Below are 25,912 nucleotides of genomic sequence, written 5' to 3'. Positions count from 1 at the left end.
GTCGGTTGCGCCTCTCTCTTCTTTCGCCACTCTGTTCCTGCCATGTCTTTCCTGCGCCACGCCGTTGCGACGCTCTCCGTCGCCCTTTTTGCCTCAGCCGCCTCCGCCCAAGTCGAGGCCTCGCTCGCGGCGGCCGACGCCGCGGTGCGCCCCGGTCAGCCGATCACCGTCGCCCTGCGCCTCGACCACGAGCCCCATTGGCACACCTATTGGATCAACGCCGGCACGGGTTACCCGACCTCGATCACCTGGGACCTGCCGGAGGGCTGGACCGCCGGCGAGATCCAATGGCCCACGCCCAAGATCATCCGCGACAGCCACGGCACCATCACCGGCAACGGCTATGAGGACGTCACTTATCTGCCCATCACGCTGACTCCGCCCGCCGATCTGGCGCCCGGCTCCTCAGTCACGCTGAAAGGCCACGCCGACTGGCTGATGTGCGCCGATGTTTGCATCCCCGGCGACACGCCCATCGAGCTCACGCTCCCGGTCGTGCCTGCCGGCACCTCGGTCGAAGCCCACGGCGAACACGGTGACGAGGTGCGCGCCACGATCGCGGCCTTGCCCACCGTGCCGGCCAACGTGCAGGTCAGCGCGGCCAAGTCCGCCACCTCCGCCACCCTCACCGTTTCCGGGCTCACCGCCGAGCCGGTCGAACCCTGGTTCTTCGCCAGCGACGCGCAGATCGCCTACGACCAGCCGCAAACGGTCACCTACGCCGACGGCACCCTCACGATCACCCTGCCCTTCGCCGAATATTACGAAGGCGACGGCGACCGCTTGCTCGGCACCCTGCGGCAGGACGCCAGTTGGAGCTCGGCGGGTTCCCTCGACGGCCTCGCCATCGACGTCGCGTTTGGTGCCGCAACCGCCGCCCCGACTGCCTCCGCCACCCCCTCGGCCGCGACCGCCGCCGGCACCGCGACCACCAGCCTCGTCGGCACGCTCGCCCTCGCTTTCGTCGGCGGCCTCATTCTCAACCTCATGCCCTGCGTTTTCCCGGTGCTCGGCATCAAGATCCTCGGCTTCGTCAACCAAGCCGGGGCCGACCGCAAAAAAGTCGCCGCGCACGGCTGGGTCTTCGCCCTCGGCGTGCTGGCCTCATTCTGGTCGCTGGCCGGCTTGCTTGCCGTGCTGCGCGCCGGCGGGGATCAACTCGGCTGGGGCTTCCAACTGCAGTCCGCACCCTTCGTCTTCGTGCTCGCGGCGGTGATGTTGGTCTTCGCCATGGCGATGAGTGGCGTCTTCGAGTTCGGTCTCGGCGCCACCGGGGTCGGCGCGAAGCTCCAGTCCAAGGACGGCCTCACCGGCACCTTCTTCACCGGCGTGCTCGCCACCGTCGTGGCCACCCCCTGCAGCGCACCCTTCCTCGCGCCCGCCCTCGGCGCGGCGCTGGCGGTGTCCGTGACCGAATCGTTCGTCATCTTCACCGCCATCGCGGTCGGCCTGAGTCTGCCCTACCTGCTGCTTTCGCTCTTCCCCAGCGCGGTCAAAATCCTGCCGCGCCCCGGCGCCTGGATGGAAACCTTCAAGCAGGCCATGGCCTTCCCGCTGTATGCGACGGTTGGATACCTCGTCTGGGTGCTGGTCGGCCAGACCACCGAAGGCGGCGCGCTCAACGCCATCTTCGGCCTCACGCTCATCGCCTTTGGCGTGTGGTTCTACGGCCGCTACGCCGCGCCCGGCGCCAAGGCCACCCGCCGCAACGTCGGCATCCTCGCCGGGCTGCTTCTGCTCGGCGCCGGCACCGCCTTTGGCTGGCCCAAGCCGCCCGCGCCGAACGACGTCGTCTGGGAAAAGTGGAGCCCCGAAGCCATCGCCGCCGCCCGCGCCGACGGCCGCCCGGTTTATGTGGATTTCACCGCGCGTTGGTGCGCCACCTGCCAGGCCAACAAGAAGCTCGTGTTCGCCTCCGACGACGTGAAGGAAACCTTCCGCGACCGCAACGTGCTCACCCTCAAGGCCGACTGGACCAACAAAGACCCGGCCATCACCGCCGAGCTCGCCAAATGGAACCGCAGCGCGGTCCCGTTCAACTTGTTCTACCTCCCTGGCGAACCGGACCCGGTTGTCCTCCCCGAGCTCCTCACTCCGAGCATCGTGCTGGACGCGTTGGAGTAAAAACTCGCGAACCACAAACGGTGGGGCAGACTGGCGGAGCATTGGCCTTCCGCCGCGGGGATGCTTCGCGCCACCGCGTTTTTCATCCTGAAAGCGCAAACCTCCGCCCCTCCGTCTGCCATGTTCGTCGTCACCAATCGCAACGTTTTCCCCAACCGCGCCAGCCTCAAAGCCTTTGGCGCCTTGCCCAACCCCGCCGGCCCCCACGAACTGCGCCTCGCCGAGGCCAACAAAACCCGCGGCAAATGGTCCGTCCGCATCCTGCCCGACCAGGTCACGGCCGCCATGGCCAAGGACGCCGGTCTCAAGCTCAAGGCCGGCGAAAAGGCCTACGCCAGCCGCTACGTCGCCGCCAAATTGCTCGCCCGCATCAACCCCACCCAGGGCGGCAGCGGACGCAATTTCGTGCTTTTCGTGCATGGCTTCAACAACGACCTCGAGGCAGCGCTCGATCGCGCGCATGACTTCGAACAGACCTACAACGTGGAGGTGCTCGTCTTCTCCTGGCCGGCCAACGGCGGCGGGGCCAAAGGCGTCGCCAGCTATCTGAGCGACAAGCGCGACGCCATGGCCTCGGTCGGCGCCTTCGGCCGGGTGCTCGAAAAGCTCAAAGCCCTCCTCCTGGAGGCGCACGCCAGCTACGAGGCCCAACTTGCCACCCGGGCCGACCAGCGCCACGGCGACAACGACGAAGCCTGGCTCTCGTTCTACACCCAACGCGCCGAGGCCCGCTGTCCCTTCACCGTGAACCTCGTGCTGCACAGCATGGGCAACTACCTGTTCAAAAAGGCGCTCGGCACCTCGGCCTTCCGCGCCGCCCTCCCGATCTTCGACAACGTCGTGCTGGTGGCCGCCGACACCAACAGCGAGGACCACGCTGCCTGGGTCGAAGAGATCAAAGCCCGCCGTCGCGTGCTCATCACCATCAACGAGCACGACATCGCCCTCGCCGCCTCCCAGCTCAAGATGGGCGAGCAACAAAAGGCGCGGCTCGGTCACTACCTTTTTGGCCTCAACGCCCGCAACGCCACCTACCTCAACTTTACCGACGCCGCCAAGGTCGGTCGCTCCCACGCCTACTTCGAGGGCGATCCGCTGCAGAACGAGCACGTGCGCCGCGCCTTCATGGCCGCCTTCAACGGCGAAGCCCCCGAGCGCGAACTCCGCTACAACTCCGCCCGCAACTACTTCGAAGTGCCCTGACCCTCCGGTCAGCGTTTTTCATCGCGCAAACCCAGACTCAATCCCGCGACCAACCCGCCCGCCGCCGCAATGAAGCCCCATAGCAGGCGGTGGTGCGCCGCCGCGGTTTCGACGCCGCCCACCCACGCCACCGCCAGCGCGATCCCCAACGCCCCGCCCAGCTGACGCGCGGTCGTCGCCATCGCGTTGCCCTCCGCCAGCGCCGATTCCCGCAGCGCGGCCATCGCCGCGCCGAAGAGGGTCGGCAGCACCAGTCCGATGGCCGCCCCCGTCAGGAGCTGCCCCGGGAGCCAGTCCGACCAATAGGCCACCACATTCCCGACTCGCAGGAGATACCAAATCTGGCCGAGCGCGAACAGCAGCCCGCCGCTCGCCAACAGGCGCCGGTGTCCCCAACGCGCCACCAGCCGCCCGGCCAGGATCGCGCTCGGAATCACCACCAGCGGACCCGGCACACTCGCCAGACCCGCCAGCGATCGGCTCAGACCCCAGACCCCGGTCAGGAACAGGTAGCTGTTCAGGAACATGGCCGAAAACGCCGCGCCAAACACCGCCAGCAGCAGCGTTGCCAAGGCAAAGGAGGGGGACCGGAACAAACTCGCGTCGATCGCCCCGCCCGGCCGACGCACCGCCCACGCCGCCAAGGCACCGAGCAACCCCAGCCCGGCCGCGAAGCGTAGCCAGGATCCCGAGGAGGCCGCGCCGGTTTCGCTCCCCGCATCGACCAGCGCCCAGGCCAGCAGCCCGACGCCGGCCACGAGCAGCGCCGTGCCCAGCGGATCGAATGCGCCGCGACTGAACCGCTGCTCCGATTCGGCCGACCGCCCAACCTGCGCCCGTCGAAACCGCACCAGCATGAGCGCCACCAACGGCACATTGATCCAAAAGATCGCCCGCCACGAGGTGAGCTCCATCAAACCCGCGCCCACCGCCGGTCCCACCGCCGCCGCCAAGGCCCCGATCGCCCCCCACAGGCCCATCACCTCACCCCGCCGCGCCCGCGGAAACGCTCCGAGCGCCAGCGCGAGCGAGCTGGGGGTCAGCCACGCCGCCCCCACCGCCTGCGCCACACGGCCGGCCACCAACCACAGCGGTGCGTCCACCACCGCGCACCAGACCGATCCCACGCCAAACCAGATCAGCCCCACCTGAAACGCCCGCGCCCGGCCGTGGCCATCGGCCCATCGGCCCGCCGTCACCAGCAAGGCCGCGTAGACGATGGTGTAGGCGTTGAGGATCCACGACAGCAAGGCCGGCGCCGCGCCCGCGAAGGACTCGCGCCACACCGGAAACGCCGCCACCGCCGCGGTGGCATCAAGGGTGACCACAAACACCGCGCCCGCCGTCAGCACAAACATCCGCCAGGGATTGCTCGTCGGCGGCGCAAACGTCGCCGCCGGAGGCAACGGCGCCGGGGCGGGAGCCAGCGCGTTCATGCGGCCATCGTCGCCAGGATGCGCTCGATCTGTTTGCGGTGCAGCCGCTGGTGAAAGCCGACCAACGCCCACCAGGCCTCGGCGTCGAGCGGGCCAAACCAGGGGTGCGTGTAGCGCAGTCGCGTGGACAGGTCGCCCAGACCGTCGATCGTATTCAGAAAATCATCACACTCGCTGGCAAAGGCCTCAACGACCTCGATCCGCACACCGGGGGCCGGCTTGACCGTGGCGGTGCTGGCCGGCTCCGGCGGCAGCCGGTCCGCCTTCAGGGCCACCATCGCGCCGCGGATGCCTCGGTTCACCATCCGCAGGTGCTCCACCACCATGCACAAGGACCAGTTGCGACTGCTGTCCTCCATGCCGGGCAGCCGCTTGATCAGCACCTGTTGCGTCGCCGCCACCGGCGGCACCGAACGCACCAATTTCACAATGGTGTCGCGCTCGCGAACAAACAGGTCGCGGCGGGCCACCTGATCGTGGCGCCAACGGTGGAGGCGAAACAACAGCCGCGCCACGAGCAATTCGGGCGCGGGCAAACCGGCTCCGGGCGGGGCCAGACGGGGAGAAGAGGAGGGAGTGGCGGTAGCCATACTTTCATTATGCAAGTAACACTTACTTGTGTTTTGCAAGCATCGAATCTTCCTTCCGCGCATGTCCCGACGTCCCGCCGCCGAACCCCCGCCCCGCAGCCCTTGTCCCGTGGCCTGCAGCCTTGATGTGTTGGGCGACAAATGGACCCTGTTGGTGGTGCGCGACCTGATGCTCGGGGCGGAGCGCTACAAGGAATTCGCCGCCTCGCCCGAGCACATCCCGACCAACATCCTGGCCGAGCGTCTGAAGCGGCTGCTCGCGCACGGTATCGTCGAACAGGTGCCGGCCTCCGACGGCTCCCGGCATCCCGGCTATCAGCTCACCGCCAAGGGACGGGCGCTCGGACCCGCCATGCGCGCGCTGCGCGACTGGGGCCTCAAGTGGATCGACGGCACGTCCGCTGAGCGCCGCATGTAATCAACGGCCAAAGATCGGCAACGGTCCCTCAAAGGCGCCGGCCGGCTCGTTGATGCGCAACAGTGCCGAAATGGTCGGCGCGATCTGCGTGATCGCCACCCGCTCGTAAACCTCGGCTCCCGCCGCGATGCCCGGACCACGAATCAGGAACGGCGCGTGCGTGTCGTAGCTGAACGGTTCGCTGTGGCCGGCGCCACCGTGGGCGTAACCAAAAACCGAGCCCGGCGCGAACAGGGCAAACACATCCCCCGAGCGCGTCGCGTGGGCGCCGCGTCGGATCAGGGCGCGGTAGCCGTCCTCCGTCGCACTTCCGTGCAGCTCGTCCGCCGTCATGGCGTCGACCACCCCTTCGGTCTCCAGCAACCGATCGCGCAGAAATTCCGCCACCTCCTCGAGTTCATGACCGGCGCGACGAATCGCGGCGCGGTCGAGCACGATCTGTCCCTTGTAGACTCTCAACACCCACTGCGCCGCGCCCGAGGTGCCGTAGTGCTCGGCCAGCGTGCGCTTGATGCTGTCGACGAAGGCCTGCTTGTTGAGCGTGCGGGCGGAGGCCAGGCCACGATCGCGCAGAAAGGCGGAGTTGAACGACACGCCGTGATCGGAGGTCAGAAACACAATCGTGTGCTCCAGCCCTACCGTGCGATCGATCGTGTCGAGCAGCGCCGCCAGATCGTCATCCAATCGTCGATACAGGTCTTCGACTTCCAAGGAGGTCGGCCCAAACCGATGGCCCACATAATCCGTGGCCGAAAAACTGATCGCCAGCACATCGGGCGTCGCGTCGCGGCCGAGCGCGGTATGCACGAGCGCCGCCTGCGCCAGCTCGCGCACGATCGTGTTGCCCCAGGGCGAGGTGGCGATCGGTTTGTAAGGTTCGCCGGCCATGGGCGTGACCTGGCTCAGGTCATGCGGAAACACCGGCGCCGCCTGCCCGTCAAAGGGCTCCTCAAAGGGATTATCGTCCCCGATGTTTTCGGTGTAGGTCGCGACATCATCGCGCAGCGTCCATGGCGTGTGCATGAGCGCGTCGACCCGCCCCGAGGCATTGTAGTCGCCCACCCAGTCCGGCAGCGCCGGCGCATAGTAGCTGGAGCTCACGAAGTGGCCGGAGGTGACATCAAACCAAAACGCCTGATCAGCAAAGTGCCCGCCCGGCAGCACGCTGGCGCGGTCTTTCAAGCTGATGGCATAGACCAGGGCGCGCTCGTTGGTGGCGAGCTTGAGTTCGTCGCCGACCGTGGTGACGAGCAACCGCTGCGGCGAACGCCGCCCCTCGGTCGCCGTCGTTCCGATCGGTTCGACCGTGTCATCCTCCACGCAATACACCTCGCGGCCGAGCTGGCGGTCGTAGAAATCGTTGTTGGCGATGCCGGACGTCGCCGGGTAGGCGCCCGACCAAATCGCCGCGTGACCCGGCCCGGTCGCGGTCGGCGCATAGTTGAAATGCATGGAGCGAAACTGCGTGCCCTCGCGCATGAGCCGCTTGAACCCATCCTCGCCCATCGCCGCGCCAAAGCGCGTGAGGTAGTCGTAACGCATCTGGTCGACCACGATGCCCACGACCAGGCGCGGAGACGCCGCCGGAGCATCGGCGGCCCGCAACGGAACGGCGCAAACGAGCAGGCAGAGAGGCAGGAGTGAGGACAACGATTTCATGACGGGCGCAGACACCCACTCTGGCGTTTCCGCGCCCCTCCGGCGAGCGGGATCGCGGCCGCAAGGACCGCCGCGCAGAAACGTAACCTCGTTAAAGCGAAAGCAAGGTCACGGCGTCGTCCCCGTTGACCGTCCCCGGCCAATCTGTCTGGCTGCGTCCCACCTCAAACCTCTTCCACCCTACCCTGCCATGAATCTTCGCCGCCTGCTCCTCGCTTCCTCGCTCGCCACCCTCATCTCGCTGCCCACGGTTTCGTTCGCCGAGGACGACCACACCCCCCTGGGCGAACAGATGGAGGTCATCGGCGACGCCTTCCGCCAGTTGCGCCGTCAGGCGGGTGACGCCGAACAAAACGCGTCGACCCTCGAGCTGCTCGAGACGATTCACGCCGCCGCGCAACACAGTCTCGATTTCAAGCCCGAATACACCGCCGACAAACCGGCCGGTGAACAGGCTCACTTCGTGGAATCGTTCAAAGAGGACATGCACGCCTTCATCGCGATCGTGGAGGAAGCCATCGCCGCCGTGAAAGCCGGCGATAACGCCAAGGCCGAGGAACTCGTCGGCAAGATGCGCGACACCCAGCGCTCGGGCCACAAGGCCTACCGCCGCCCCAAAGACTGATCGCCCATGTCGTCGCCCGCGGAGCATCGCCGCGCCGTCCTCCTGCTGGCGCTGGCGGCCTTGCTCTGGAGCACGGGCGGACTGCTGATCAAACACGTCGATTGGCCGCCGCTCGCCGTCGCTGGCGGTCGCGGACTCTTCGCCGGCCTGTTCCTGCTCGCCGCCCGCGGCCGCCAACTGCGCTTCACCTGGTCGCGGCCGCAGCTGCTCGGTGCGGTGTTCTACGCGGGCTGCACGGTCGCCTTTTGCTCCGCGACCAAACTCACCACCGCGGCCAACGCCATTCTGCTCCAATACACCGCGCCGGTGTGGATCGCGCTCTTTGGCGCGTGGGCTCTGGGTGAGCGCGCCAGCCGCCTCGATTGGCTCACCGTGGCCATCGTGCTCGGCGGCATGGCGCTCTTCCTCGCCGACGGACTCAGCATCGGCGGCAACCTGCTCGGCGACGGCATCGCGCTGCTGTCCGGCGTGTTCTTCGCCGCGATGGTCATCGCGCTGCGCTACCAAAAGGACAGCTCACCGCTTGAGTCGGTCATCCTCGGCAACGCGCTCGGGTTTATCATCGGCCTGCCGTGGATGTTGTCCGCACCGCCGCCGTCGGCCAGCGGCTGGGGCGCGCTGATCACGCTGGGCATCGTGCAGCTCGGCATCTCGTATTTGCTCTATGCCTACGCCATCCGGCACGTCACTGCGTTGCAGGCGGTGCTGATTCCGGTGATCGAGCCGTTGCTCAATCCGGTTTGGGTGCTGCTCGCGCTGGGGGAGAAACCCACCCCCTTGTCGCTCGCCGGCGGCGCGATCGTGCTCGCCGCCGTCACCCTGCGCGCCGTCGCTTCTCTGCGCCGGCCGCGCATGCCGGGCGTCGTTGCCAAGTCATGAAACGTTTCGCACGGTGCCTCGCCCTGCTGGGTCTTCTTGCCGTGAATCAACGCGCCGATACTCCCCCCTCCGAAACCGTCGTGCTCCTCCACGGCCTCGGTCTCGGCGCGTGGGCGATGAAACGCACCGAACGCGCGCTGACCGCTGACGGCTACCGCGTCATCAACCTCAGCTACGATTCGCTGCGCACCCCGCTGCCCGAGCTCACCCAAACCTGGTTGCCCACCCAACTCGCCGCGCACGACGTCGAGCTCGAGGACCACGCACCCACCCTGCACTTCGTGACGCATTCCATGGGCGGGATCGTGTTGCGGGGCTGGTTAAAGGAACGCGGTGACGTGCCGCCGGCGCTCGCCCGGGGCCGCGTGGTGATGTTCGCCCCACCCAATCAGGGGTCGACGCTCGTTGACCGCATCGGCACCTGGCGCCTCTTTCGCCTGAGCACCGGCATCAACGGCCGGGAACTGAGCACGGCAGCCGACTCCTTTCCCAACCAACTCGGCTCCTGGCCCGAGGGTCCCGAGCTCGGCATCATCGCCGGCGACCGCCCGGTCAATCCGCTGCTGGCCCACTGGACCGGCGGCCCCGGCGACGGCAAGGTGCGCGTCGAGGACACCAAGTTGGATGGCATGAGCGATCACATCGTCCTGCCGCACTCGCACACCTGGATCCAATACCGCCGCAAACCCATCGCCCAAGTGGTGGCCTTCCTGCGCGAAGGCCGGTTCACGAGGTGATCGGGCAAAGCCCGCCCCCTCTTTCTCATTATCCACGTGGAGCGGAACCCATCCGGCCAGGGGGGAGAAAGAGTTCCGAGCAAAGCGACACTCTGCCAAGATAAAGAGGAAAGAATAAAGATGCGTCGCTAAGCGACACCGCGCCGTAACTGCAGCAGCACATTCGCCGCGAGGACAAATCCTCCGCCAACCAGCAGGTGACCCGTGATCGCTTCGTTGGCGTAGTTCAATCCCGCCCACAGCGAAAACAAACCCGGCAGGAAGAGCGACATGACCGAGCTGAACACCGGCTCCGCGCAGTAGAGCAAACCTGCCTCGGTCGAGCTGATGCGCGGCTGCCACTTGTTCATGGTGAGAAAGGACCCGAGGGTGCAAAACACCGTCAGCGCGAGCGTGAACCCCCACCACGGCACCGAACTCAACGGCGCCACCAACGCGCCGGGAGTCGGCGCCGCGACCACCGCCAGCGCGCCGAACACCGTCGCCTCCACCAGGAACATGACAAACGTGATCGGCAGCACGCGGTTGAGCGCAAACTCCGGCCGCTCCAACGCGAGGATCTGCCCCATGAAAAACACCGAGGCCACCAAGGTCTCGGCCTCACCTCGCCCGAGGTGCAGCCCGTGCCAGTCGAAGCGACCCAGCACCGCCACACCAATCAGCACCAAGCCGACACACATCCACACCCGCGCGCCCGGATTGCGCCGCGTGCGCAGCGCCACCCACAGCGGGATAAGGATGGCGTAAAACTGCGACAGAAAGGCCGAGGTCGACGCGGCGGTGAACTGCAGCCCGTCGGCCTGGAACACCATGCCCATCGCCGCAAAGCCACCCAGCATCGCGCCTTGTTGCCACTCCGCCGCCGTGATCGTGCGCAGCGACCGCCCCAACGCCGCCGCCAGCACCAACGCCGCGAGCAGGAAACGCGGCAGGATCATCATGGCGGTGGAGAACCATGACCCGGCCTCCGGCACCGCCGCGGCCACGAGCTGCCCGGTCGCCTTCATCAGCGGAAAGCTCAGCCCCCAGTAGCTGGTGGCCAGCAGCAGCATCAATATCGCACGACGGCGCAGCGCGGGATCGGTGGCAGGCATGAAGGGGAAAACCTTCAACCCTAGCGGCCTCGCGGTCCGCGCCAAGTCCGGCTTCGCCGTGTCTTCTCGCACGCCGCAGGCTCGACAGGCCCGGACCGCTGTCACCAAGCTTCCCGCCCATGGCCAAAGGCAACGGCGAGATCGGCAAGCTTTCCAAAAAAGACTACGACGCGCAGGTCGCCCAGCTCCGGGAGGATCTGGTGCAACTCCAGGTCGACCTGAAAGAGGCGCCTTTCAAAATCGTGCTCATCCCGGCAGGCGTCGACGGCGCCGGCCGCGGCGATGCCATCAATACGCTCATGGGTTGGCTGGACCCGCGCGGCGTCGAAACCATTGCCGTGTCGGACCCGTCCGACGAGGAACGCCAGCGCCCGCTCATGTGGCGCTTCTGGCGCGACCTGCCCACTCGCGGCCGCGTCGGCATCTTCGTCGGCTCCTGGTATACCGAAACCCTGCGGGAGGAGGCACGGGGCAAGAAGGCCCTGGCCGAACTCGATCACGAGCTGCGTCGCATTCGCCATTTCGAGCGCCTCCTGGCCGACAACGGCACGCTCGTCGTGAAGGTCTGGTTCCACCTTTCCAAGGTCGAGCAGGGCCGCCGCCTCAAAGAGCTGCTCGCCAACGAAGACACCGCCTGGCGCGTCACCGAGGACCAGCAACGCGCCCACCGCATCTACGATCGGCTCGCCCGCACGGCCGAACACATCCTCGGCGAAACCGATCGACCCGGCGCGCATTGGGATCGCATCGAGGCGGCCAACCCGAAGCTGCGCAACCTCGCCTTTGGACAGATGCTGCTCCGCCGCTTTCGCGAGCACAAACGCCTGCTTTCCCGGCACATCACCAAACCACCGATCAAACCGAAGCGCATCGTGGCCCTGCGGCCCGATGGTCGCGATCGCCTGCTCGCGCTGCCCCTCGATCACAAGCTCAGCTCCAAGGACTACGAGGCCAAGCGCGAGAAATGGCTGGGGCGCCTCAACAAGGCCATCCGCCGCGCGAAGTCGGCCAAGCGTTCCCTCGTGTTCGTCTTCGAAGGCCAGGACGCCGCCGGCAAGGGCGGCGCCATCCGACGCCTCACCAGCGCCATCGACGCGCGCGACTACCGCGTCATCCCGGTGGCCAAACCGACCGACGAAGAGAAGTCGCACCACTACCTGTGGCGCTTTTGGCGGCAGATCCCGCGCGACGGTTTCACCGCCATTTTTGACCGCTCCTGGTATGGCCGTGTGCTGGTCGAACGCATCGAAGGTTTTTGTCATCCGCACGAATGGCGGCGCGCTTTCGATGAGATCAACGACTTCGAGGAACAACTCGCCGACCACGGCAGCATCGTGATCAAGTTCTGGCTGCAGGTCTCCAAGGAGGAACAGCTCGCCCGCTTCGAGTCGCGCCAGAACACGCCCTACAAGCAGCACAAGATCAACGACGAGGACTGGCGCAACCGTGCCCAGTGGAAGGCCTACGAAACCGCGGTCGGCGACATGCTCGCCCTCACCGACACCGCCCACGCGCCCTGGCACCTGGTGCCGGCCAACAACAAACGCTACGCCCGCCTCGACGTCCTGCGCACGGCCTGCAAACAGATCGTCGCGGCGCTGGATGGGTAGGTTCGGGACCGAATGAATTGATCGGCACGGGCTGACGTAAGCGCCTCCCGAGCTTGGTCTTACGTTTTAAACCCAACCTGCACCGTCCGACCAACTCGCCAAAAAAAACGCCACGGCTTCGCGCCGTGGCGTTGAAAGAAGAAAAGGGAAAGCGGGGTAAGAAAGCTTACTTGGTCACGTGACCCGAGACGAGCTTGGTCATCTCGAACATGCTGACGGACTTCTTGCCGTCGAAGACCTTCTTCAGCTTGTCGTCGGCATTGATCTTGGTCTTCACCTTCGGATCTTGGAGGCCGTTCTTCTTGATGTAGACCCAGAGCTTCTTGGTGAGCTCGGTCCGGGGGAGCGGCTTCGACCCAACAACGGCCGCGAGGGCTTCGTCGGGGGTTACCGGTTTCATGAATGCAGCGTTGGGTTTGCGTTTAGCCATAGCGAATTCCGGGTGTAGACTGCGCCGGACACAAAGCAACATGAATTTCAGAGGTAAAACGGGGTATTTTCAGAGGTAAACCAAGCGGGCGGGCAAAGCCGAACCACCCGGGAAAGACCCCGCAACCGTGCGCCGCTCGGACGTATCCACAATTTGGCGACAAGGGCCGCCGGTCCGAAACCACGCGCGCGCTTCAGTTCGGCTGCGCGCCGGGGTTCTGGTTGCTCTTCGCCTGCTGGCGCATGGCGCGGCGGCGGCGCACTTCGGCGGCGACCGCTTCCAAACGGCGGCGTTCGTCGGCCGGAGTCGGATTCACCTTCACCGTCGTCTGCAACGCCGTCTGCGATTGGGCGGCGCTTGGCACCGGACCCGCCGGACGCGGCGCGCCGGAAATCGTCGCGACCTGCAGCGCGAGGTTGAGCGGTTGACCGTTCTGCCGCACTTGCACGGCGCCCGACTCCGCATCGTAAGCTTCCACCACTTCGCCGTCCGGTCCCTCTTCGCCGATGCCGAGCCACGCGGAGCGGTTCTTGGAGACATTGAAGAGTAGGAAACGTCGGGTGTCGCCGCTGCCGTAGGTCCCGCAGAACTGCAGTTGCGCGTTCTCCACCGGCGCGGCGGCCGCGGGAGCATCGGTCGCTTCCTCCACCTTTTGCGCGAAGGGATTGCGCATGGTCTGCGCGGACGAAGCCACGGCGGCAACGCAGACAAGGAGGGGGATCAGGACACGGCGGGCGGACATAGGGATGACAGAAACTCCAACACAATGACGCACGGGGACGGGGTCAAGTGACAGGAGAGGTGACAAATGACTCGCTGCTTGCACCGCGGGTTCCGCCAAACGCATCCTGCGCGACTCCATGGAGACGATGCCACTCTGGGCCTGGGCCGCCTTCCTCAGCTTCATCATTGCGATGCTCGCGCTCGATCTGGGTGTGTTTCGCCGGCAATCGCACACCATCAAACTGCGCGAAGCGCTCACCTGGTGCGGCGTGTGGTTCTCGCTCGCGATGGTGTTCTGCGCGGTGGTTTGGTGGTCGCTCGGCCCCAAGCACGGCATGGAGTGGCTCACCGGCTACGTCGTCGAGATCGCGCTGAGCGTGGACAACGTCTTCGTCTTCATCGTCATCTTCACCTACTTCAAGGTGCCGCCGGAGCATCAGCATCGGGTCTTGTTCTGGGGCATCGTGGGCGCGGCCGTCCTGCGCTTCGTCTTCATCTTTGCCGGCGTCAGCCTGCTGGCGAAGTTCCACTGGCTGATCTACGTCTTCGGCGCGTTTCTGGTCTACACCGGCATCAAACTCGCGCTGCCGCAAAAGGACGATTTCGACCCGGAGAAAAACATCGCGGTGCGCCTGCTGCGCAAGTTCTACCCGGTCTCCAATCAATACCACGGCAAACACTTCTTCACCGTCGATCACGGCATCCGCATGGCGACGCCGCTGTTTGTCGTGCTGCTCGTGATCGAGACGACCGACGTCGCCTTCGCGCTCGATTCGATCCCGGCCGTGCTGGCGATCACCGATGTGCCGTTCATCGTTTTTACGTCCAACATCTTCGCCATCCTCGGCCTGCGCTCGATCTACTTCGCGCTCAACGGCGTGATGGGCCTGTTCCGCTTCCTCAACATCGGGCTGTCGGTCGTCCTGAGTTTCATCGGCGTAAAGATGCTGCTCTCCGCCAAGTTTCACATCCCGGTCGGCATTTCGCTGGGCATCATCGGCCTCGTGCTCGCCGTCTCCGTCGGCGCCTCGTTGCTCTTTCCGAAGAAGGACTAAGTTGAACCACAGATTGCACAGAAGAGCACAGATCCTTTGCTCCGTGTTTTCTGTGACCTCTGTGGTTATTCCCATGCGAACGCTGCGTTATTTCTGGTTCATGCTGCTCGGCGTGCTCGCCGTGCAGGCGCAAGACGCTGAGCCGCCGATTCGTGGGATCGTGATTTCCTGCCAAACGTGGGGCCGGGAATGGGGCACCGATGAGATGGTCGAGGCGATGGCCGAGATCAAAGCCCTCGGCGGCAACTGGGTGCAGATCCACCCCTACGGCGGTATCCAGCGCGACGGCACGATCAACTTCGGTCGTCTGCCCGAAAACCCCGACGAGGCGCCTGTCTGGCTCGCCCGCCCCATCGCCGAAGCCAAACGCCTCGGCCTTAAAATCTGCATCACCCCGCACCTCGCGCCATGGCGCGCCGGGTGGTCGTGGCGCGGGGACATCCGCTTCGAAGACAAGGCGACCTGGGCCCGCTTTTTCGCCAACTACCAAGCCTGGATCACCCGCCTCGCCCGCCTTTGCCGCGACGCCGACGGATTTGTGGTCGGCTCCGAGCTCGACCAAACCATCCCCGGCCACGAACGCGAGTGGCGTGACATCATCGCCGCCGTGCGCCGCGAAACGACCTCCGCCCTCTCCTACGCCGCCAACTGGCCCGACTACCAACGCGTGCCTTTTTGGGACGCCCTCGATTGCATCTCGGTCTCTGCCTACTTCCCGCTCGTGCAACACGACGCCGAGCCGACCGCGCACGAACTCGACCAGGCCTGGGCCGACATCCGCCACGAGTTGCTCGCCTACGGTCGCCGCGAGGGGCGTCGCGTCGTGCTCATGGAACTCGGCTACGACACCGGCCTCAACGCCGCCCGCGAACCCTGGCGTGACGGCGATCGTCGCGAAGGTGGCGCGGCTCTGCAGGCCCTTTGCCTCGACCGCGCCCTCGAAGCCGTCGACGCCCCCGGCGACGACCTGCTCGGCGCTTTCCTCTGGAAATGGTTCCCCGGCGACTCCCGCGGCGAAACCTTCCTCATGAGCGAACCCCACATGCGCGAAGTCATCGCGCGGCACTGGGCGGAGTAGGCATCCCCTAACCGGGCTTGCGCTCGCCCGCCGCCCGGCAAACTTCGGCCCATGACATATCAACCGTCCGAGGCCCTGCTCGATAAATACGCCGACGTGCTCATCAACTTCGCCCTCAACAGCGGCGAAGGCGTGAAGCCCGGCGAGGTCGTCCAACTCCGCGTCACCGAGGCCGCCAAGCCCCTGCTCGTCGCCCTCCGCCGCGCCGTGCTCAAAGCCGGCGCGCACCCGCTCGTGTTCTACACGCCCGACGACTTCGCCCGCGAATTCTACGAGCTCGCCAACGAAGAACAGCTCTCGTTCTTCGCCGAAAAATACTACCGCGGCACCGTCGATCAGATCGACCACACCGTCGCCATCCTGGCCGAGACCGACAAACAGGAGCTCGCCGGCATTCCCTCCAAAAAGATCATGGCCGCCCAGAAGGCCATGAAGCCCTACATGGACTGGCGCCGCGCCAAGGAAAGCGCCGGCGACTACACCTGGACGCTCGCCATGTATGGCACCCAGGCCATGGCCGATGAAGTGGGCCTGAGCCTCGAGGACTATTGGCAGGAGATCATTCAGGCCTGCTACCTCGACGAAGAACAGCCGGCCGAGAAATGGAAGGCCCTCTACGCCGAGCTCTATGCCACCAAGGCCAAGCTCGACGCCCTCGCCATCGACAAACTCCACGTCGAGGCGGACAACACCGACATCTGGGTCCAGATCGGCCCCAACCGCAAATGGCTCGGCGGCTCCGGCCGCAACATCCCCAGCTTCGAGCTCTTCATCTCGCCCGACTGGCGCGGCACCGAGGGCCGCATCCAGTTCACCGAGCCGCTCTACCGCTACGGCTCGCTCATCGAAGGCGCGTATTTGGAATTCAAGGACGGCTGCGTCACCTCCGCCACCGCCACCAAGGGCGAGGAGCTCCTGCGCGAAATGATCGCGGTGGAGAACGCCGACAAGATTGGCGAGTTCTCCCTCACCGACCGCCGCTTCTCGCGCATCACCAAATTCATGGGCGAGACCCTCTTCGACGAGAACGTCGGCGGCCAGTGGGGCAACACCCACCTCGCCGTCGGCAGCGCCTACCGCGACTCCTTCACCGGCGACCCCGCCACGGTGAGCGAGGAACAGTGGGCGGAGATGGGTTACAACAACTCGGTCGTGCACACCGACATCGTCGCGACCAGCAACCGTGTCGTCACCGCCCACCTCGCGGACGGCACGACGAAGGTCATCTACTGCGACGGCGAGTTCACGCTGTAAGCCCCGGCCGCCTCCCATGCCCTCCACCATCACCGGCCCCGATGGCCAAGCCCGCTGCGCTTGGTGCGGCGACATCCCCGAGTTCATCCCCTACCACGACACCGAGTGGGGGTTTCCGGTCGGGGATGACATTCGCTTGTTCGAGAAGATCTGCCTCGAGGGTTTCCAGTCCGGGCTCAGTTGGCGCACCATCCTCAACAAGCGTGCCGCCTTTCGCGCCGCGTTCGCCGGCTTCGACTATCACAAGGTCGCGAAGTTCACCGACCGCGACGTGCAACGCCTGCTCGGCAACGCCGGCATCATCCGGCACCGCGGCAAGATCGAGGCCGCGATCAACAACGCCCGCCGCGCCGTCGAACTCGTGGCCGAGACCGGCACCCTCGCCGCCTACTTCTGGAGCTTTGAACCCGCCGCCAGCGAGCTCGCTCCACCCCAGACGCTCACGACGTCCCCCGCGTCGATCGCGCTGTCGAAGGATCTCAAAAAGCGCGGCTGGAAGTTCGTCGGTCCGACCACGATGTTCGCCTTCATGCAGGCCATGGGTCTGATCAACGACCACGCCGACGGCTGCGCCTCCCGCCCCCGCGCCACCAAGGCCCGCCGCGCGTTTCGCGTGCCACTCAGTCGATCGAACCTTTCCGGGCGCTGACGGCCAATCCTCCCGCAAGCTGGCGCTGCTGTATCGCAAAACGAGGCGCCGTTTGAAAATCGAGATTGCTTGTCGAATCCAGTTTCTCGAAGTCTGAGCGCGGACCGTTCGCTGACTGGCCCGCCAGCGAACCCGTTCAACGGTCGAATCTTCGACCACCGCATCCTGACGGGCCCGCTGGCACTGAGTGACGATTCACCCGCGCTTCGCATGGCTCGAACAGTCGTGCGTTCCATCCATCGATTCACACGCCAGCATGAAGAAACTGAACCATATCCTCCGCGCCTTAGTTTTGGCGCTCTCCATCATCACGATGACCGGTTGCACGACCGTCACCCGCGGCACCAAAGACGTGCTCGTGATCGAATCCAATCCTCCGGGAGCGGACGTAGAACTCTCCAACGGCCTACGTGGAAAAACGCCGACTTCCTTCGAGTTGCCGCGAAAGCACGCGCTCGTGGTGACCATCAGCAAGGAAGGCTATGAGACTGTAACCGTGAACGTGACCCCCAAAGTCGTCGGCGCGGGCGGTGCCGGGATGGCGGGCAATGTTCTGGTGGGCGGCCTGATCGGCGCAGCCGTCGACGCCGGCACGGGCGCGATGAAGGATCTGTTTCCCAATCCGATTCAGGTTGAGCTTGTGCGAATCGCCGATGCCGGTCCCGCACCAGACGCCGCGCCGGGAATCACCGAGAAATTGGCTGAATTGGAAAAGCTTAGAGCCGACGGGTTGGTCTCAGACGAAGAATACGCCGCACGACGAAAAACGATCTTGGAGATCGAGTAACCGGCTGAATAGACCGGCCTAGTCAGCCCACCAAGCTCCCGCCATTCGCCGGGAGCTTTTTTTGGTCCCGAAAGTCGCGCCGCGCTGAGCAGAATGAAATTTCACAACTGACTGATATTATGCGAGATAAGCTCTCGCATCCATCACGACCGCAGTGCGAAACTCGACCGTCATGCCGACCTCGGACCGCCCCACTCCCCGCACGCCTACCGACCCCGATCTGTCCGACGCCGCCATCGCGCACCGCCTGGCCGAACGCCGTGCCTTCATCCTCGGCGAGGCGGTCGCCAGCATCGTCCCCGGCGACCCGACCCAAGGCAGCAAGTTCGACATCGCCGCCTGCCTGCACACGGGCCGCAACCTCGACGCCGCGCTCGCCCGGCTCGCCCGGCTCGACGACGGTCCGCCCTCCGGCGACATGTTCTGGGTTTATCCCACCGTGAGCGTGATGCTGGCCGGCCCGTCGCACCTCGACGCCGCCCGCCGCGACCGCATCGCCGAACTCTGGCGCACCTACTGGCCGAGCCGCGGCGACACTGAAAACCATTGGGTGCTGTCCTATGCGAGCCTCTACCTCGCCGCGCAATGTTACCCCGACGCCGGACCCGACCAGTGGTTCAACGGCCGCTCCGCCGCCGAAAACCGCGCCGAGGCCCGCGACTACCTGAACCACTGGATCAATGTCATGACCAGTCAGGGTCAGGGCGAGTATGACTCCCCCAACTACATCGAGGAATACGCCATCGGCCTCGCCATGCTCGCCGGTTGGGCCGACGAACCCGACTTCCGCGACCGCGCCAAACGCGCCCTCGACTACATCTTCTTCGACTACGTTGTCGAAACCCTCGACGGCCTCTACGGTGGCGCCCACAGCCGCGTGTATCCACGCCACATCATGGCGCCCGCCCGCACCGCCGCCGCCGCGCTCGGCTGGTTGCTCTTCGGGCTCGGCGACTACGAGCCGAGCGAGCGTCAAGTGACCCGCCACCAGTTGCGCGAGGAGTTGCCCGAACGCGGCGCCAAGTTGCTCGCCCTCACCGGCTACACCCCTCCGCCCATCCTCGAACGCATCGCCCGCGCCCGCACCACGCCCTACGTCAACCTCGAGCGCAAACGCACCCGCTGGCGCATGCGCCACGCCGGCCCCGACTCCTTCGTCGTCGGCGACCGCCGCACCGTGCCCGTTTACAAGACCAGCTACGTCGATCCCGACTTCGTGCTCGGGTCTTCGCAGGGCGGCCTGCTCCAACCGATCCAACAACAGACCTGGGGCCTCATCTGGCGCACCGCCGACGCGATCAACCGCTGTCCTTCCTTCTTCGGCTGCCAACCCTACGCCTCCGCGATCGAGGGCAGCATGTATTTCCCGGTCGATCCCGACGTCGCCACCGACCTCATCACCCGCTCCAAGGCCGACTACGATTCCCCCGACAAACTCCCCGGCGGTTCGCCCTACGAACAGGTGATGCAACACGGCACCGCCCTCATCGCCTTGCAGGACATTCCGGCACACGCGCTCTTCCGCCACATCACCCTCTTCTTCTCCCGCGACCTCACCGAGGTCGTCGAGGATCCGTCCGGCTGGATCTTCGCCCAAGGCGGTCCGGTTTACCTCGCGGTGCGGCCCTTTGTCGCCGGCGAGTGGCGGCCCAACGACTGGACCGGTTTCCTCGCCAACGGCGCCGGCGGCATCCTGGTGAGCGGCGACTTCAACGAGTGGGGCGTCGGCCACCGCTGCTTCGTCAGCGAAGCCCCGCGCAACGGCTACGTCGTGCAGGTCGCCCCGGTGCGCGACTTCGCCACGTATTCAGCTTTTCAGGACGCCGTGCGCACCCGCCCGCTCACGTTCAGCGTCGACCCGACCCCCACCGCGACCTTCACCGCGCTCGACGGCACAACGCTCCACGCCCACTACGGCGACACCCCGCAGATCAACGGCACGCCGGTCGACTTCGCCGGCTGGCCGCTCTTCGGCAGCCCGTTTGGCGAGTCCGCCGTCGGCAGCCGTCGTCTCACGATCAGGCATGCTGACGAAACCCATGTGCTCGATTTCACCGACGTGCCCTGGGGCCATTCCACCCAACCCACGCCGTCGCCCCAGCCCGTTGCCGAGATCGCGCCGACCACCGAGCCGACCCTCTACGCCGCGGCCACCATGACCGGCAACCAGCGCAACACCGCCACGCCGTCCGATGCCGGACTCTTCCAACGCCTGCCCTCCGGCGAATGGATCCACACCGGCCCGCGCATCCTTGGCGTCGCCAGCCTCGCCATTCACCCCACCCAACCAGCCATCCGCCTGATCGCCTGCTCCGACGGCGTCGTGCGCAGTGCCGACGGTGGCCGCTCCTGGCGCAAGACCACCGGCTGGCAGGTCGTCGACGTGCGCGCCATCGTCTTCGACGCCGGCAACCCCGACCTCGTCTACGCCGCGACCATGTGGGGCCCCCTGCGCTCCGTCGACGCCGGCCAAACCTGGTCGACCACGCAAGCCGGCCTCGACCGCCTCTACTGCCAAACCCTCGTCGCCGACCGCACCCAACCCGGCCGCATTCTGCTCGGCATGGAGAACGGCCTCTACGTCTCGACCGACGACGCCCTCACGTGGCAACCCGTCGCCACCTTCCCCGACGCCACCACTACCCAACTCGCCCAAAGCCCAAGTCACCCCACGCACCTGCTCGCCACGACACTCAAACGCGGCGCCTGGCGCTCAACCGACACCGGCACGACCTGGCAGCCCCTCGACCCGGCCACCGCCGAAGCCCACCTCTACGCCGCCGCCCTCGCCCCCCACGATCCAAACATCATGGCCACCGGAGGCTGGGAAACCGGCGTCCGCGTCTCCACCGACGGCGGCACGACCTGGACCGACCGCAGCGTCGGCCTGCCCAACCGCCGCATCTTCGTCCTCGCCTTCGACCCGCAGCGCCCGGGTCCCGGTCGCCTCTGGGCTTCCACCTTCGAGCAAGGCAGCTGGTTCAGCGACGACCTCGGTGAGACCTGGCAAGACGGCGGCCTCCACGGCGCCTACGGATTGGACTACGTGTTTGGCTGAGCCTGGGGAAAGCCACCGGGATCATTTCGCAGGTTGAAACCGCAAAGGGTCGACTTCACTCCGACTCTCGGTCCACGGAAATCCAAAGAATACTTCATGGCCGAAAATCTTCTGAAATAGGCCAATCGTTTGAGGTCAGACAGGCGGACTTGTCCGCTCCGCTTCCGGCGGTTGTTCAACCGATTCGCTACAGTTTCTCTCGAATGACATGAACGGACTTAACGCGATCTGAACCATCTACTTCCACGTAGACGCGCAGCCGCTCATCTGTATCGGGCGGTAAAACTGCCTCGAATTCACCCCTACCGAAATTCTGCGAGGACGCTAGCGCCTTCACGAGGCGGCTCCTGCTGTCACTGATCTTACTCCCCACGGGCAACGCTTCGCGAAGATGCTCTTCCATGTGTGCCCTGTGTTCCTCGAAGCGCTTGTCGTCGTAGAGCGGGCGAGCAAAAAATCCGACCGCGAACGCGATGACACCAACGAGAATTGCGAGCAGCCATTTCATCGGTAGCGCTCAGAAAGAGCTACTAGTGGGTCCTGCCTGCACCAACCGGATGGGCTTCTTTGTTTGGGGTAGATTCACGACCGGAAAGAGAGCCACGAAGTAGCAAATCCGTGCTGCTTCTCGTGACATGATCTCTACTGACTCGTCTGACGAAAATCCAACCACTGTCGTGGCCTGAAGTCCAAGCTTCCGATGGAAGATAATAACGACAATTGATGCAACGGTCAGGAGAAGCGGCCAGAATCCGACGGAGATCCATACATCTCGGATCTTCGGCAACCGCAAAGGAAGACCGACCAATAGCGCACCGACGACGAATATTCCGCTGGAGATGCCCGCTTCGACTGACTGGATAACGAACGGCGATCGCTCATCGACTTTGGGAAGCGCGAACATGTAAATCAACCATCCGAGAACAAATGCGGCGCCACATCGTTTGATGACCCTCATGCTCTGCCCTCGCTTGAACTCAGCCGCGAGGGTCAGCGGAGCTGACCTGCGTTGGCTGCGGTGACTTCCATGAGAAGGCGTCAAGTTTAAGAGGTTTCAAATGGTTCACCATTTGGGTGGAAGGGGTTGGTGGCGTGGTTGAGATCGGAGTCCGTTTGTCAGGCTTCCATACGCACTCTGGGGGCGGCTTCTAAGTGCCACCGGTGCAGGTGAGAGTCCAGTCTCAAGCCCTGCCTACTGGATAGCGCATTGGTGTTTCATGCTGTCACCGTGATCGCAGTGGCTTGGACGGGACAAACGGTCCGGGAAAGGAGGGGTTGGGGTTCGTAGTCGTGGCCGCTCTTCCATAGCGCGAGCATGGTGACGGCCAGTTTGCGGGCCACCGCGATCACCGCGCGTTTCTTCGCGGCCGCGCCGCCGCGTTCGCACAGACGCAGGCCGGTCTGGCGCAACGCGGTGTCCGGCCCGAAGGGTCCGAGGATGTAATGGGCGCAGTTGACCAACAGGCATCGCAACGCGGTGTTGCCCGCTTTGGTGATCCGCAGCTGCTTGTCGGTCTCGCCCGATTGGTCTCTTCGTGGCACCAGCCCGAGGTAGGCGCCCACCGTGCGTGTGTCGCCGAAGCGTTGCGGCGTCTCGATGGCCAACACGAAGTAGAGCGCAGTCAGCGGGCCGACTCCGGGGATCTGTCGCAGTTGCAAGGTCACTGGATACTCCTCGCGTCCCATCCGCTCCAACTCCTGATCGAGTGTCTTGATCTGCTCGCTGAGGTGCTCCAGCGAACACAGCAACGGTTCGACCAGTGCCTGGGTCGACTCGTCCAACGCGGCCCTGGCCTTGGCCACAAAGCGGCAGGCCTTGGTCGCGGCGGGCAGCTGGATGCCCAGGCTCTTGAGCAGGAAGCGCACGGTGTTGGTTTGCGCGACCCGGCTGCGCACCAAGGCGTCGCGCACCTTGATCTTGAGCAACGCCCGCTGACAGCGCTCGCTGCGATGGGTGACCGGACTGAGCAACTGCGGATCCGCGCGGCACAACCGAGCGAGCATCCGGGCGTCGTGTCGATCGCTCTTGGTGTCGGACTTGGAGATCGCGCGCAGTTTGCGTGCGTTGGCCACGTAGACCCGATGGCCACGCTCGGTAAAGAACCGGCTGATCCACGGCGAGTGCGTGCCGGTCTCCATGGCGAGGGTAGCCCCGGGATACTGAGTGCTCAAGCGAGCGAGCCCCTCGCGATCGTTGGTCACAGTGTGCTCGTCGATGATCTTACCCGGGCGGTTGAGAACGCAGGCCGCGTGGCGGCGGTCTCCCAGGTCGAGGCCAATCGTGCAGGCGGAACTATCGGTCGATGTTGTGGCGGGCTTCATAAGGCGGAGTCTGTATCCACCGGCCGCTTACCGCGATCCGGTAGACTCACGCCTTCTCATTCCTACTGGTTCGACTCTTTCTTTGGGTAAATCTCGTCGAGGATATCGCCATAGTCGCCTCGAACTAAACTGATCTTCACAGGCTTGGATCCGAGGTCGATTCTCACAAACGCACCGGAGTCTACCAACCAATAGAGACAGCCTTCGACATGGCCCTCGCGAACCTCAAGTCGCTCGAATCCGAAATCAGCAAACTCCGTCGGAACGGGCGGCTCTCCAATGCCACCGAATCTGTGCCAAGAGCTGTCCGAATGACTGGACTCGATCTGCAAAGACAGCGCAATGAGGTGTTCGTATCGGGAGTCATCGAGGGCCATGAAGTCGTCCACCTTCTTATGGGCGGCGCGCACATCTGCCATCATAGGGCTCAACCAAAGTGCGAGACCGACTCCGGTGAAGCAGACGGCGATTAAAACTAGTCTGATGCTCCACTTCCTCATGCTTCTATGTCGAACGATTGAGGTCAGCCACGACGGGGAGCGTCAGCTCCCCGGAGTTGGCTGTGCCGGCTGGTTGGGCGTCTCTTCATGTTGATATTTGTCGGTGACTTTTCCCAAACGCTGCAAAAGCACGCCTAAATTTACGAGCGGCTGCGTCCCGCGTTCATCGGCGAAAACTTCTGGGGAGCAAATCTCCATCCTCTTTGGCCAAAGACCGCCGCCCTCGAAATACCACATCGACCCATCGCGCCATCCACTCAGCTCAGGGTCGCTGGGAGACGATGATTCAACCGCCTCGAGCGCAGCCCGAACCAACGTCGCCTCTTCTGCAGACAGAACGTGCCGGCTAACCCTTTCCACACCGCCTTTGGCGTATCCGCCAAGCCTCTCGTAAACAGTCACTCGAAGAAAAAGCTCTGTCCCTTCGCTCTCGATATGAAATGTAATTGGTTTCTGAAATGTAGGCTCGATGCGTAAGGACGCCCGTTCATTGACGCGTGAGCAGCCGGCCAGAAATAGCATCGTCAGAACTATAACGAGTTTTGTGTGCATGCGGCCGCCCAACGTCTAAAGTGAGACACGGAGGTCGGAGCGGAGCACTGACCGGAGTTGTCTCCACTGATTGGTTGGGCTCTTCGTCATTTCGCCATGCGTAATGCGAACCAGCATGCGACCACCATGGTCGCTGCGATAACTAGCCAAAGGACAAATTTGTCTCTGAGGGTGTCAGCGACGCCCGCGTGCTTTCCGTCTGCGGAATCCGCGTCGATCTCACCTTCGGATTTTGGGGCAAGGAGAGAACGACCGATTGAGACGGCTATGGCAATGACGACCAATGAAGCAGTGAGAACCTGCCAACTGAACAAATGAGCGTTTGTTAGCAGCCCGACAACGAGCAGAACGGGCGTGCCGCTCACCAAAAGCCCCACGGCCGCTTTGTTTCTCGGATGCATGGTGTCTTCTTCGCCCAACGTTAGAAGTGAGCCGCGGCGGGCGCAGCCCGACGTTGGCTCCACTGGTTGGTTAGGCTTTTCATAGTTTGATCTGCTGTTTCAGGAAATCGAAATACTTCGGGTCCTCGGATAGAAACAGATCCTTTCCCGCGCCCATGTAAGCTCGAGTCAGCTCATCTGCTGCTCGATGCATTTCGCCCAACTCAAACTGACACTGTCCAAGTCGGAGGTGGATGAACGGATTTCCCAATCCACCAGGACAGGCAACCGCATCGGCAAATGCGGTTCTGGCTTTCTCGAACCTCAGGATGCCAAAATATAGATCGCCGATAGCTGCTAATATCCAGGTCGCGGCTTCCCATCCTTCAACGGGGTCGGGTAAGATAGAAAGTGCTTCCCTGTAGTTTTGGAAGGCCTCGCGCGGTTCTCCCTTTGCCGCTAGTGCATCTCCGGCTGCGCAAAGAAATTTAATGCGGGTATCAATGTCGGCAGGAAGTATTTCCCTCATGGATCAGCCTAACGTCTAAGCTGAGACAGGCCGACTTGTCGGCCTTGTCTCCGGCGATTGTATCGGTCTTCCAGTGTGGTTCACTCCGGGCCTGCGGAAGCGTAAAACTGGAGTGGGCTCGGGGTGAACCACACGGCTGAGGCACTGCGATCTCATCTTGGGATTGGGGGCATCAGGAGTTAATTTGCTGATCGGTCGCAGCACGAACATGCGGCGAGTT

25 protein-coding genes are annotated in these 25,912 nt (G+C 64.6%); 13 read left to right on the top strand and 12 right to left on the bottom strand.

Going from position 1 to position 25,912, the window contains the following annotated elements; genetic code table 11:
• Positions 1 to 42 precede the first annotated feature (42 nt).
• Together AC0MRV_RS08135 and AC0MRV_RS08130 are read left to right on the top strand one after the other, a co-directional pair.
• Positions 43 to 2,124 (top strand): protein-disulfide reductase DsbD family protein, encoded by a 2,082-nt coding sequence (locus AC0MRV_RS08135; protein WP_472763957.1) that lies wholly within the window; start codon positions 43 to 45, stop codon positions 2,122 to 2,124.
• A 120-nt stretch (positions 2,125 to 2,244) separates the two neighbouring features.
• A complete protein-coding gene (locus tag AC0MRV_RS08130; RefSeq protein ID WP_472763956.1) occupies positions 2,245 to 3,327 on the top strand; it encodes an alpha/beta hydrolase in 1,083 nt (360 codons plus the stop codon).
• 8 nt (positions 3,328 to 3,335) lie between these two features.
• Here the strand turns inward: AC0MRV_RS08130 and AC0MRV_RS08125 are convergent, their stop codons facing one another.
• Positions 3,336 to 4,763, bottom strand: a complete 1,428-nt coding sequence (locus tag AC0MRV_RS08125; RefSeq protein WP_472763955.1) for an MFS transporter — start codon at positions 4,761 to 4,763, stop codon at positions 3,336 to 3,338.
• On the bottom strand, positions 4,760 to 5,353 hold the full coding sequence (locus AC0MRV_RS08120; RefSeq protein ID WP_472763954.1) for a DinB family protein: 594 nt from the start codon (positions 5,351 to 5,353) through the stop codon (positions 4,760 to 4,762). Before AC0MRV_RS08120 ends, AC0MRV_RS08125 begins: the two co-directional genes overlap by 4 nt.
• A 61-nt stretch (positions 5,354 to 5,414) precedes the next feature.
• Between AC0MRV_RS08120 and AC0MRV_RS08115 the strand changes: the two genes are divergently transcribed.
• Positions 5,415 to 5,771, top strand: a complete 357-nt coding sequence (locus tag AC0MRV_RS08115; protein ID WP_472763953.1) for a winged helix-turn-helix transcriptional regulator — start codon at positions 5,415 to 5,417, stop codon at positions 5,769 to 5,771.
• Here AC0MRV_RS08115 and AC0MRV_RS08110 read toward each other — a convergent pair whose 3' ends face one another.
• Complete coding sequence (locus AC0MRV_RS08110) at positions 5,772 to 7,430, bottom strand: alkaline phosphatase family protein (protein WP_472763952.1); 1,659 nt, start codon at positions 7,428 to 7,430, stop codon at positions 5,772 to 5,774.
• Between the two features lie 190 nt (positions 7,431 to 7,620).
• On the opposite strand from AC0MRV_RS08110, the gene AC0MRV_RS08105 reads away from it, so the two are divergent.
• Genes AC0MRV_RS08105 through AC0MRV_RS08095 form a run of 3 tightly spaced genes read left to right on the top strand, consistent with a single transcriptional unit; the run spans position 7,621 to position 9,671 of the window.
• A complete protein-coding gene (locus AC0MRV_RS08105; protein ID WP_472763951.1) occupies positions 7,621 to 8,055 on the top strand; it encodes a cytochrome b562 in 435 nt (144 codons plus the stop codon).
• 6 nt (positions 8,056 to 8,061) lie between these two features.
• Positions 8,062 to 8,934 carry a DMT family transporter gene (locus tag AC0MRV_RS08100; protein WP_472763950.1) on the top strand — a complete coding sequence of 291 codons (873 nt, stop codon included), beginning with the start codon at positions 8,062 to 8,064 and terminating at the stop codon, positions 8,932 to 8,934.
• Complete coding sequence (locus tag AC0MRV_RS08095; RefSeq protein ID WP_472763949.1) at positions 8,931 to 9,671, top strand: esterase/lipase family protein; 741 nt, start codon at positions 8,931 to 8,933, stop codon at positions 9,669 to 9,671. Before AC0MRV_RS08100 ends, AC0MRV_RS08095 begins: the two co-directional genes overlap by 4 nt.
• A gap of 128 nt (positions 9,672 to 9,799) precedes the next feature.
• Here the strand turns inward: AC0MRV_RS08095 and AC0MRV_RS08090 are convergent, their stop codons facing one another.
• The gene (locus AC0MRV_RS08090) at positions 9,800 to 10,765 is read right to left on the bottom strand and encodes a DMT family transporter (protein ID WP_472763948.1); all 966 of its coding nucleotides are present in this window, start codon (positions 10,763 to 10,765) and stop codon (positions 9,800 to 9,802) included.
• A 119-nt stretch (positions 10,766 to 10,884) separates the two neighbouring features.
• Here AC0MRV_RS08090 and pap point away from each other — a divergent pair, with 119 nt between their 5' ends.
• Positions 10,885 to 12,375 carry a polyphosphate:AMP phosphotransferase gene (gene pap, locus AC0MRV_RS08085; protein ID WP_472763947.1) on the top strand — a complete coding sequence of 497 codons (1,491 nt, stop codon included), beginning with the start codon at positions 10,885 to 10,887 and terminating at the stop codon, positions 12,373 to 12,375.
• A 166-nt stretch (positions 12,376 to 12,541) separates the two neighbouring features.
• On the opposite strand, the gene AC0MRV_RS08080 is transcribed toward pap, so the two are convergent.
• A complete protein-coding gene (locus AC0MRV_RS08080; protein ID WP_472763946.1) occupies positions 12,542 to 12,775 on the bottom strand; it encodes an SWIB/MDM2 domain-containing protein in 234 nt (77 codons plus the stop codon).
• 223 nt (positions 12,776 to 12,998) lie between these two features.
• The gene (locus tag AC0MRV_RS08075; RefSeq protein ID WP_472763945.1) at positions 12,999 to 13,547 is read right to left on the bottom strand and encodes a hypothetical protein; all 549 of its coding nucleotides are present in this window, start codon (positions 13,545 to 13,547) and stop codon (positions 12,999 to 13,001) included.
• Between the two features lie 118 nt (positions 13,548 to 13,665).
• Here AC0MRV_RS08075 and AC0MRV_RS08070 point away from each other — a divergent pair, with 118 nt between their 5' ends.
• The 6 genes from AC0MRV_RS08070 to AC0MRV_RS08045 all read left to right on the top strand — a co-directional run bounded on the left by AC0MRV_RS08070 (position 13,666) and on the right by AC0MRV_RS08045 (position 21,409).
• Positions 13,666 to 14,583, top strand: a complete 918-nt coding sequence (locus AC0MRV_RS08070) for a TerC family protein (protein WP_472763944.1) — start codon at positions 13,666 to 13,668, stop codon at positions 14,581 to 14,583.
• A gap of 73 nt (positions 14,584 to 14,656) precedes the next feature.
• Complete coding sequence (locus AC0MRV_RS08065) at positions 14,657 to 15,661, top strand: glycoside hydrolase family 113 (protein ID WP_472763943.1); 1,005 nt, start codon at positions 14,657 to 14,659, stop codon at positions 15,659 to 15,661.
• A 51-nt stretch (positions 15,662 to 15,712) separates the two neighbouring features.
• Positions 15,713 to 16,915: an aminopeptidase gene (locus tag AC0MRV_RS08060; protein WP_472763942.1), complete on the top strand. Its 1,203-nt coding sequence runs from the start codon at positions 15,713 to 15,715 to the stop codon at positions 16,913 to 16,915.
• Between the two features lie 16 nt (positions 16,916 to 16,931).
• Positions 16,932 to 17,564, top strand: a complete 633-nt coding sequence (locus AC0MRV_RS08055) for a DNA-3-methyladenine glycosylase I (protein WP_472763941.1) — start codon at positions 16,932 to 16,934, stop codon at positions 17,562 to 17,564.
• A 256-nt stretch (positions 17,565 to 17,820) separates the two neighbouring features.
• Positions 17,821 to 18,351 (top strand): PEGA domain-containing protein, encoded by a 531-nt coding sequence (locus AC0MRV_RS08050; RefSeq protein ID WP_472763940.1) that lies wholly within the window; start codon positions 17,821 to 17,823, stop codon positions 18,349 to 18,351.
• A 172-nt stretch (positions 18,352 to 18,523) separates the two neighbouring features.
• Entirely contained in the window at positions 18,524 to 21,409 is a 2,886-nt protein-coding gene (locus AC0MRV_RS08045) for a WD40/YVTN/BNR-like repeat-containing protein (protein ID WP_472763939.1), read from the top strand.
• A 187-nt stretch (positions 21,410 to 21,596) separates the two neighbouring features.
• Here the strand turns inward: AC0MRV_RS08045 and AC0MRV_RS08040 are convergent, their stop codons facing one another.
• From AC0MRV_RS08040 to AC0MRV_RS08015, 6 genes are all read right to left on the bottom strand, one after another.
• Positions 21,597 to 21,917, bottom strand: coding sequence for a hypothetical protein (locus tag AC0MRV_RS08040; RefSeq protein WP_472763938.1), 321 nt, complete (start codon positions 21,915 to 21,917; stop codon positions 21,597 to 21,599).
• 9 nt (positions 21,918 to 21,926) lie between these two features.
• The gene (locus AC0MRV_RS08035; protein ID WP_472763937.1) at positions 21,927 to 22,367 is read right to left on the bottom strand and encodes a hypothetical protein; all 441 of its coding nucleotides are present in this window, start codon (positions 22,365 to 22,367) and stop codon (positions 21,927 to 21,929) included.
• A 257-nt stretch (positions 22,368 to 22,624) separates the two neighbouring features.
• The gene (locus tag AC0MRV_RS08030) at positions 22,625 to 23,731 is read right to left on the bottom strand and encodes an IS110 family RNA-guided transposase (protein ID WP_472763936.1); all 1,107 of its coding nucleotides are present in this window, start codon (positions 23,729 to 23,731) and stop codon (positions 22,625 to 22,627) included.
• A 62-nt stretch (positions 23,732 to 23,793) separates the two neighbouring features.
• Complete coding sequence (locus tag AC0MRV_RS08025; RefSeq protein WP_472763935.1) at positions 23,794 to 24,153, bottom strand: hypothetical protein; 360 nt, start codon at positions 24,151 to 24,153, stop codon at positions 23,794 to 23,796.
• Between the two features lie 120 nt (positions 24,154 to 24,273).
• Positions 24,274 to 24,783 (bottom strand): hypothetical protein, encoded by a 510-nt coding sequence (locus AC0MRV_RS08020; RefSeq protein ID WP_472763934.1) that lies wholly within the window; start codon positions 24,781 to 24,783, stop codon positions 24,274 to 24,276.
• Between the two features lie 480 nt (positions 24,784 to 25,263).
• Complete coding sequence (locus tag AC0MRV_RS08015) at positions 25,264 to 25,692, bottom strand: tetratricopeptide repeat protein (protein ID WP_472763933.1); 429 nt, start codon at positions 25,690 to 25,692, stop codon at positions 25,264 to 25,266.
• Positions 25,693 to 25,912: the final 220 nt, after the last annotated feature.

The sequence above is a fragment of the Actomonas spartinae genome (assembly GCF_051209155.1).
In the GTDB taxonomy this organism is placed as follows: domain Bacteria; phylum Verrucomicrobiota; class Verrucomicrobiia; order Opitutales; family Opitutaceae; genus Actomonas.
Note: the sequence above shows the minus strand (reverse complement) of the source record. Positions and strands in the feature narration are given on the sequence as shown.

What these genes read in the sequence shown, in the direction of transcription:
- AC0MRV_RS08135 (WP_472763957.1), top strand. Translation starts at nt 43, where the DNA reads ATGTCTTTCCTGCGCCACGCCGTTGCGACGCTCTCCGTCGCCCTTTTT.
- AC0MRV_RS08130 (WP_472763956.1), top strand. Translation starts at nt 2,245, where the DNA reads ATGTTCGTCGTCACCAATCGCAACGTTTTCCCCAACCGCGCCAGCCTC.
- AC0MRV_RS08125 (WP_472763955.1), bottom strand. Translation starts at nt 4,763, where the DNA reads ATGAACGCGCTGGCTCCCGCCCCGGCGCCGTTGCCTCCGGCGGCGACG.
- AC0MRV_RS08120 (WP_472763954.1), bottom strand. Translation starts at nt 5,353, where the DNA reads ATGGCTACCGCCACTCCCTCCTCTTCTCCCCGTCTGGCCCCGCCCGGA.
- AC0MRV_RS08115 (WP_472763953.1), top strand. Translation starts at nt 5,415, where the DNA reads ATGTCCCGACGTCCCGCCGCCGAACCCCCGCCCCGCAGCCCTTGTCCC.
- AC0MRV_RS08110 (WP_472763952.1), bottom strand. Translation starts at nt 7,430, where the DNA reads ATGAAATCGTTGTCCTCACTCCTGCCTCTCTGCCTGCTCGTTTGCGCC.
- AC0MRV_RS08105 (WP_472763951.1), top strand. Translation starts at nt 7,621, where the DNA reads ATGAATCTTCGCCGCCTGCTCCTCGCTTCCTCGCTCGCCACCCTCATC.
- AC0MRV_RS08100 (WP_472763950.1), top strand. Translation starts at nt 8,062, where the DNA reads ATGTCGTCGCCCGCGGAGCATCGCCGCGCCGTCCTCCTGCTGGCGCTG.
- AC0MRV_RS08095 (WP_472763949.1), top strand. Translation starts at nt 8,931, where the DNA reads ATGAAACGTTTCGCACGGTGCCTCGCCCTGCTGGGTCTTCTTGCCGTG.
- AC0MRV_RS08090 (WP_472763948.1), bottom strand. Translation starts at nt 10,765, where the DNA reads ATGCCTGCCACCGATCCCGCGCTGCGCCGTCGTGCGATATTGATGCTG.
- pap (WP_472763947.1), top strand. Translation starts at nt 10,885, where the DNA reads ATGGCCAAAGGCAACGGCGAGATCGGCAAGCTTTCCAAAAAAGACTAC.
- AC0MRV_RS08080 (WP_472763946.1), bottom strand. Translation starts at nt 12,775, where the DNA reads ATGAAACCGGTAACCCCCGACGAAGCCCTCGCGGCCGTTGTTGGGTCG.
- AC0MRV_RS08075 (WP_472763945.1), bottom strand. Translation starts at nt 13,547, where the DNA reads ATGTCCGCCCGCCGTGTCCTGATCCCCCTCCTTGTCTGCGTTGCCGCC.
- AC0MRV_RS08070 (WP_472763944.1), top strand. Translation starts at nt 13,666, where the DNA reads ATGGAGACGATGCCACTCTGGGCCTGGGCCGCCTTCCTCAGCTTCATC.
- AC0MRV_RS08065 (WP_472763943.1), top strand. Translation starts at nt 14,657, where the DNA reads ATGCGAACGCTGCGTTATTTCTGGTTCATGCTGCTCGGCGTGCTCGCC.
- AC0MRV_RS08060 (WP_472763942.1), top strand. Translation starts at nt 15,713, where the DNA reads ATGACATATCAACCGTCCGAGGCCCTGCTCGATAAATACGCCGACGTG.
- AC0MRV_RS08055 (WP_472763941.1), top strand. Translation starts at nt 16,932, where the DNA reads ATGCCCTCCACCATCACCGGCCCCGATGGCCAAGCCCGCTGCGCTTGG.
- AC0MRV_RS08050 (WP_472763940.1), top strand. Translation starts at nt 17,821, where the DNA reads ATGAAGAAACTGAACCATATCCTCCGCGCCTTAGTTTTGGCGCTCTCC.
- AC0MRV_RS08045 (WP_472763939.1), top strand. Translation starts at nt 18,524, where the DNA reads ATGCCGACCTCGGACCGCCCCACTCCCCGCACGCCTACCGACCCCGAT.
- AC0MRV_RS08040 (WP_472763938.1), bottom strand. Translation starts at nt 21,917, where the DNA reads ATGAAATGGCTGCTCGCAATTCTCGTTGGTGTCATCGCGTTCGCGGTC.
- AC0MRV_RS08035 (WP_472763937.1), bottom strand. Translation starts at nt 22,367, where the DNA reads ATGAGGGTCATCAAACGATGTGGCGCCGCATTTGTTCTCGGATGGTTG.
- AC0MRV_RS08030 (WP_472763936.1), bottom strand. Translation starts at nt 23,731, where the DNA reads ATGAAGCCCGCCACAACATCGACCGATAGTTCCGCCTGCACGATTGGC.
- AC0MRV_RS08025 (WP_472763935.1), bottom strand. Translation starts at nt 24,153, where the DNA reads ATGATGGCAGATGTGCGCGCCGCCCATAAGAAGGTGGACGACTTCATG.
- AC0MRV_RS08020 (WP_472763934.1), bottom strand. Translation starts at nt 24,783, where the DNA reads ATGCACACAAAACTCGTTATAGTTCTGACGATGCTATTTCTGGCCGGC.
- AC0MRV_RS08015 (WP_472763933.1), bottom strand. Translation starts at nt 25,692, where the DNA reads ATGAGGGAAATACTTCCTGCCGACATTGATACCCGCATTAAATTTCTT.